This is a genomic window from Thalassospira sp. MBR-102 (assembly GCF_040549275.1).
Classification (GTDB): domain Bacteria; phylum Pseudomonadota; class Alphaproteobacteria; order Rhodospirillales; family Thalassospiraceae; genus Thalassospira; species Thalassospira xiamenensis.
The window spans coordinates 86,060-93,111 of sequence record NZ_JBEPTC010000016.1 but is presented as its reverse complement, the minus strand read 5'-3'; the positions used below and the strand labels follow the sequence as shown (position 1 = coordinate 93,111).

Sequence of the window (7,052 nt, the reverse complement as noted above, 5' to 3'; positions counted from 1 at the left end):
TACCTTCCAGTCCGCGTCGCCGTCTCCTTGGCGCCGCACCCCGTCGGTGGAGGCGGGTTATAGGGCCCCTCGCCAGACCTGTAAACACCTTTTTTAAGAAAAAATGACAGAAAGTGCGAGACGCAAATTTTTTGCGCGAAACCACATATAGGTTTCACTTTTATGACCCGCAAGGTCGCGTCTGACGCGAAAATCCGGGTGCGGGACTATTGCGCGCATGCTCAAGGCCGCTAAGATAGACCTGCCGCGCCAGATAAAGCACCCGACTTTAGCCGGAATCCAGCCCCGAATTTCCTTTAAAAAATTGCAGAACACCGAAATGAGCCGCCAAATGCCCTCCAAACTGTCCCTGCCCGACCGGGAATCCCCGATCAAAGTCATTGATATGCATACCGGCGGCGAACCGCTTAGGATTATCACATCGGGATATCCAGCGATTCCGGGCGACGATATTCTGGCCAAGCGTCGATATGCCCGCGTCGAACTAGATCATCTGCGGCGGTTTCTGATGTTCGAACCGCGCGGTCATTACGACATGTATGGTGCCATTCTGGTCGAACCGAGCCTGCCGGATGCTGATCTGGCGGTTCTGTTCATTCACAATGAAGGCTATTCGACCATGTGCGGCCACGCCATCATCGCCCTTGGCCGATATGCGGTTGATTACGGGTTGGTCGCGCCTGTCGAACCGATAACGCCGGTTAATATTGAATGCCCCTGTGGGCTAGTACGTGCCGAAGTATCGGTGACCAATGGGAAAAGTGGTGCCGTCCGCTTCAAATCAGTCCCATCCTTCATGTTTGCTGCTGATATTGAGCTCGCACTTGCCGATGACCAGACATTCAAAACAGATATCGGTTATGGCGGTGCGTTCTATGCCGTGCTTGATGCAGGACAATTCGGCCTTGCGGTCGGGTCTTCGCCGGTACGCGATCTGATCGATATTGCGCAGTCCGTATGCAACGCGGTCAACGCCAGTGTCACGCTAAACCATCCCGATCATGATGATCTGGCGTTTTTGTATGGCGCGATCCTGACCGATGGCAAAGACGCATCCGCCCAGGAACCGACACGCAATATATGTGTCTTTGCCGATAATCAGGTTGACCGCAGCCCGACTGGATCAGGCGTTAGCGCAAGGCTTGCCATTCTCCATGCCAAAGGATTGATCATGCCCGGCACGGTTCGAAGGTTTGAAAGTGTTATCGGATCAGAATTCGATGGCAGCGTTGTTAGCACAAACCGATGCGGGCCCTTCCCGGCCATAATTGCCGAAGTATCCGGACAGGCTCATTACAGCGGCGAAGCCAGCTTTTGGCAGGATGGGAGTGATGAAATCGGACGTGGCTTTATTGTCCGGTAACAATTGACGTCAGTTCGAGAGGCCCTCGCTGGCGCGGGCACCACGCAGGCATTCGATCAGGCTGTTTTTCGAATTCTCGATATGGGCTTCGAGAAGTTCGACCGCATAGTCGACATCGCGCGCCTTGCAGGCATCAAGTATATGGTGATGTTCGCGTTCGGCCCGATCAGTTGCCCCGGAAAGAGCGAGCTGTGCCTGTGTGAAGCGGACCGTGTTGTTTCCGATCATGCGGATGATTTCCAGCGTTTTGGGCCGGTTCGACGCACGATAAAGCCGATCATGGAATTCACGGTTAAGTTCGCCCCATTTCGAAATATCCCCAGACCGAAAGGATTCGTCGTAAACGGCTAGTATGTCTTCGACCGATTTGATGTCTTCGGGTGTCAGACGCGGCACGGCATGACGCAGCAATTCGCATTCCAGCATTTTGCGAACTTCAAAAAGTTCTTCGATCTCGTCAAGCGAGAGATGGGCAACAATCGCCCCCTTATGCGGCTGGAACGATACCAGACCTTCGGCATCCAGACGTTGAAGCGCCTCACGGACCGGGATTCGAGACACATTATATTCGGTAGCAATCGCATCCTGACGCAACTGGAACCCGGCCGGGAAGTCACCCGACAGGATACGGGCACGCAAATCTTCAGTGACCTGATCAGTAATGGTGCGGCGGGTAAAACGCGGTGATGCGGTCATTTTGGCTCTTTTTATCTGTCCTGTGCGGTATCGGGTCCGGCTTCATATCCCCAAACGTCACCGCCCCCTTTTTCTAGTCATACCGATGCGTTGGTTTACGCGCAATATAATTGCAATCACGCCGCTACGGTATCAGGAGCTTGAGAACAGAAACCGGCCCCGATCAAACGCCTATTTCACGATAAATCCATGCGCGTAAGGATCACGGTCATCAATGAAAATCGTGTTGTAACCATGCTTGCGTGCCCAGCCCTCGATCCCGGGCACGACCGCGTCATAGTCGCCGACCTTTGTCTGTTCGACGACGGAGACACGGAACTGCGATCCGATAATGCTTTCATGAACCAGCTCATGCGCTGGGTCCCACTGCCCCTTGCCAACCAATTGTGCCAGACGCGCAGAAGAGCCCGTCCCGCAGGGAGATCGATCAATCCCCTTATCACCGTAAAACACTGCATTGCGATGGGTGCTGTCAGGCTGGGTCGGTTTTCCAGTCCACTGGATATGTGACAGGCCCTTGATATCCGGGTGAAGTGGGTGAATGAACTCGCCAACCTCGTTCAGGCGACGACGAAGTTCCGGACTGATGCGCTGAAAATCGCCAACCGCGTATTCGGCCATGTCACGGAAGTTTTCCTGTGGCTCGACAATCGCATAGAAATTGCCGCCATAAGCAACATCAACCTTGATCGGGCCAAGATCGGGACAATCGACCTCGATATCCGTTTTATACAGGAAGGACGGTACATTGGTCAGCTTGACCGATTCCACGTAATCGCCAACCTGTTTGTATTCGGCAATCACCAGCCCGGCAGGCGTTTCAAGACGCAGTACTCCCGGGGTTTTCGGCTTTACCAGACCTTCCTCGATTGCCATGGTGACCGTCCCAATTGTGCCGTGACCGCACATCGGTAGGCAGCCAGACGTCTCGATAAACAGGATGGCTACATCGCAATCATCGCGGGTCGGTTCATAAAGGATCGAGCCCGACATGATGTCATGGCCACGCGGCTCGAACATCAGTCCGGTTCGTATCCAGTCATATTCCGCCAGAAAATGCGCACGCTTTTCAAGCATATTTGCACCTTCAAGCTTTGGTCCGCCACCGGCAACCACACGCACCGGATTACCGCAGGTATGTCCATCAATACAGAAGAAGCTGTGTTTTGCCATTTGGGGCGGCCTTATCCTTGGAAACGATCAATACGATACGGGGTCATGTTAATAGGCGGAGTCGCTTCACTCATCAGGTCGGCGATCAGCCGTCCGGTGGTGGCCGCCATGGTCAGGCCAAGATGGCCGTGACCGAATGCGAAGAAGACATTTTCATGTTTGGGGCTTGCCGAAATCACAGGCTTGGAATCCGGCATTGAGGGGCGGAATCCCATCCATTCTGTACCCCCTTCTGCACTGAGTTTCGGAAGAACTTCCTTGCCTTTGGCAAACAGGGCCTTGGCGCGATCATAATTGGGGGCAGCAACCAGACCGCCAAGCTCAACCGCCCCGCCCACACGAATACCCATTTCCATCGGCGTCAGAACAAAGCTGTCATCGGCACAAATAATCATGCGCGATAGCTTCACGCCATTATAAGGGACCGTTGTGTTATAGCCCCGTTCGGTATCAAGAGGCACCGATGAACCAAGTCGCGTGGCCAGCGTTTTTGACCATGCACCGCATGCAATAACAACCTTGTCGAAGGTAATCTGCTCACCTTGTGCCGTCATCGCGGCACGCGGTTTGCCATCGCGGTAAACGAAATTGGTAACCTCGGCATTCTGAGACTTTCCACCGCGTTCGATGAAATGGTTGTAAAGGCCCATAACAATCCTGAACGGATCCAGAACCCTGCCCCAATCCTCCTCCATCACACCGCAGGCGAAGATCGGGGCCAGATCAGGCTCAATATCCCTGACCTCATCCTTGGTCAGATCACGAATTTTGACCCCGTTACGACGGCGAAGATCAATTCCGTATTCGGCATCCCGGCGTGTTTTCTCGCTGCGATAAACACCCATAGCGCCTTCTTTTTTAAACACCGCACCGGAAAGGCCTGCTTCTGCGATCACCGGATCGTAATCTTCCCAAGCGCGGTTGAGGATGGCTGCTAATTCGGTTGCAATCTGCTCTACCCGGCTTTTCGAACTGGCGGCCAGGAAACGGATCAGCCACGGCATCATTTTGGGCAAATAGGACCAGCGCACCGAAAGCGGCCCCAGCGGATCCATCAGCCAGCCTGGCACATTTGTCCAGACCCCCGGCATGGCAATAGGCGCGCATTCCGTGACGGCAATTCCCCCAGCATTACCAAAGGATGCCCCCATCCCCGGTTCTCCGCGATCCAGAAGGGTGACGTCATAGCCCTTCTTCAAAAGAGCCAAACCGACATTGACCCCGACTATCCCGGAGCCGACAACGACGGCATGCTGTTTTGACTGTGAGGGGGACTTTGAAGCGGAAGAAGGTTTTGGCATGTTCCGGGCCCTGACTGCTTTGGTGTGCGCGTTTTATCTTGATCTCTCATCTCGTGCCAGATGGCAGCAAACTCCCCTGCGAAAATCACAGGAGAGCTCACACTTGCCATCAAATCATACGCAAATGCAATCACGCCTTACGGAGCTGATGCGATGAATGCGTTGATTGCAAAGCGAATTAAAGTTTCGGGCGTGTGTCGATGGCTTTCTGGATGGTTGCGCGGATGCGTTCCATCTCCTCGCCAACCAGCGGAAGACGCGGAGCACGGACATGGGCCTTACCCACGCCGGTCATCTCCTGTGCCAGTTTGATATACTGAACAAGCTTGGCATGAACATCCATATGCAGGACCGGGGTAAACCAGCGATAGATTTCAAGCGCTTCCTTGTATTTCCCCTCAGACAGCAGCTTCCAAAGTGCGACCGATTCCTGCGGGAAAGCATCGGTAAAGCCCGAAATCCAGCCAACCGCACCCAGAACCTGGGTTTCCATGACAAGGTCATCCATGCCGCAGAACAGAACGAAACGATCACCACAGGCATTATAGATGTCGGTAATACGGCGCGGGTCGCCGGAGCTTTCCTTGATCGCAACCAGGTTCTTCACATCGGCAAGCTGGTTGAATTCTTCAGGCTTGATATCGATGCGATAGGCACCGGGGTTGTTATAGATCATGATCGGTAGCTTGGTCTTGGCAGCAACCGAGCGGAAATGCTTGATATTTTCGCGCGGATCGGCGGTATAGATCATACCCGGCAGAAGCATCAGGCCATCAGCGCCAAGTTCTTCGCATTTCTGCACGTAGCGAATGGCAGCCTGGGTCGAGTTTTCGGCAACGCCCGACAGAACCGGTATGCGACCGTTGGTAACTTCGACAGCAAGCTTGAGAACCGCGATTTTTTCTTCCGGCTCAAGGGCTGCGTTCTCGCCGACCGAGCCCAGCATGACAAGGCCGTCAACACCGGCCTTGATAAGGGCTTCGATCTGATGGGCGGTCATATCGAAATCGATTGAACCATTTTCATTCATCTGGGTGGCAACGGCGGGGAATACGCCAGTCCAGTTTACCTGCATGGAAAGTAACCTCCTGATTTGGTCGCGCGCCCATTAGTGGGTTAGACCGTTTAATCGCCCAAACCCGCGAATTCGCAGGCCCAAACTGCATATATGTATATTGTATACAAATTTTAGAATTCGATAGCAATGGGAAATTTTAGAAAACAAAAGGCCCCGCCATGCGGAGCCCATCTTGGTTTCATAGTCTCAGTTTTCCAATTTTATTACGGCATTAATCCCGGCTTGCCGGAGATAACATCAAGGGTCTCGCGGATGATCACTGCATCACACAGCTCCTGCTCGACCATGACACGCGCATTCTGGCCAAACTTCTGACGCTTTGCATCGTCCTCCATAAGGTTCTCAATCGCATCTGCCAAAGCTTCCGCATCACCCAACCCTACCAGCAAACCGGTCTGTTCCTGTTTTACGATTTCACGACAGCCTGGAACATCTGTTGCAACCATCGCCAGACCGCTCGCAGCGGCCTCAAGCAAAGACTTCGGCAACCCTTCCCGCCAAGATGGCAGAACAGCCAGATCAGATTGCCTGAGCAATTCAGCAACATCACTTCTTTTGCCAAGCCACTCTATCAAACCGTCATTCTGCCATTTCACAAGGCTTTTGGTATCGGCAGAGTCAGGATTTACCGGATCAGAATCACCGACCAAAAGTATTCGGTAATCTCGGGTTCTGGATTTGAGGATACGCGCGGCATCAACCAGTTCCGCCAATCCCTTGGACCACAACATTCGGGCCACGAAGATCACAGTTTTGCGTAAACCATCAATTCCATCCTGCTTCCCCGGATGGAATTGCCTGATATCCACCCCGGAACCACGCACGAGAGAAAGGCGCGTCTTGCGGAAGCCAAATCCACGCATCAGATCGAAATCATCCGAATTCTGAACAATGATGTGGATTGATGGGCATCTGGCATAAAATCGCAACAACATCGAAACCACAGCACGCACCAAACGCGCTTTGGTCCCGTTTGAAACGAACATGAACCCGAGCCCGGTTACCATGTTTACGGAACGACGCGCGCCAACCATCAACCCAGCAAGGCAAGATAAAACAACACATTGTATTGCGACATTGATAACCACATCCGGTTGCTCTCGACGGATAAGGCATGCAAGCGCCCTGATCGTCTTCAGCGATTTCAAAGGGCTAAGTCCACCGCGCGCAATCGGCACATCGATAACACGGAAACCCTCGGATCGCAGTTGGACAGCGGCGTCATTCGCGTTGCACGCGACAATCACCTCATCGCCACGCAAAAGTGCGGCCCGACCCAAACCAATCCGATGGGAAACGAAAGACCAATCCTCTCCGCAGACGAATAACAGTTTGCGACTACGCTTTGCCGAGACATTTTTTTTCATATGACGGATTCCGTGATTATGACATCGGCTTTGCTAAACGCCTGCCAAAGTCCCGTCAATGACGGATCGACCTG

The 7,052-nt window shown here is 53.3% G+C and carries 6 protein-coding genes; 1 reads left to right on the top strand and 5 read right to left on the bottom strand.

Features of this window, described 5'->3' with window-relative positions:
• The first annotated feature begins 319 nt into the window (after nucleotides 1-319).
• Nucleotides 320-1,363: a proline racemase family protein gene (locus ABIE64_RS21240; RefSeq protein WP_354378539.1), complete on the top strand. Its 1,044-nt coding sequence runs from the start codon at nucleotides 320-322 to the stop codon at nucleotides 1,361-1,363.
• A gap of 9 nt (nucleotides 1,364-1,372) precedes the next feature.
• On the opposite strand, the gene ABIE64_RS21235 is transcribed toward ABIE64_RS21240, so the two are convergent.
• The 5 genes from ABIE64_RS21235 to ABIE64_RS21215 form a co-directional block, all read right to left on the bottom strand.
• Nucleotides 1,373-2,059: a GntR family transcriptional regulator gene (locus ABIE64_RS21235; protein WP_007091511.1), complete on the bottom strand. Its 687-nt coding sequence runs from the start codon at nucleotides 2,057-2,059 to the stop codon at nucleotides 1,373-1,375.
• Nucleotides 2,060-2,230: 171 nt separating this feature from the next.
• The gene (locus tag ABIE64_RS21230) at nucleotides 2,231-3,232 is read right to left on the bottom strand and encodes a 4-hydroxyproline epimerase (RefSeq protein ID WP_071240557.1); all 1,002 of its coding nucleotides are present in this window, start codon (nucleotides 3,230-3,232) and stop codon (nucleotides 2,231-2,233) included.
• 11 nt (nucleotides 3,233-3,243) lie between these two features.
• Nucleotides 3,244-4,533 (bottom strand): NAD(P)/FAD-dependent oxidoreductase, encoded by a 1,290-nt coding sequence (locus tag ABIE64_RS21225; RefSeq protein WP_354378538.1) that lies wholly within the window; start codon nucleotides 4,531-4,533, stop codon nucleotides 3,244-3,246.
• 178 nt (nucleotides 4,534-4,711) lie between these two features.
• A complete protein-coding gene (locus ABIE64_RS21220; RefSeq protein ID WP_071240559.1) occupies nucleotides 4,712-5,608 on the bottom strand; it encodes a dihydrodipicolinate synthase family protein in 897 nt (298 codons plus the stop codon).
• A 206-nt stretch (nucleotides 5,609-5,814) separates the two neighbouring features.
• The gene (locus ABIE64_RS21215; protein WP_007091515.1) at nucleotides 5,815-6,978 is read right to left on the bottom strand and encodes a glycosyltransferase family 4 protein; all 1,164 of its coding nucleotides are present in this window, start codon (nucleotides 6,976-6,978) and stop codon (nucleotides 5,815-5,817) included.
• Between the last annotated feature and the right edge of the window lie 74 nt (nucleotides 6,979-7,052).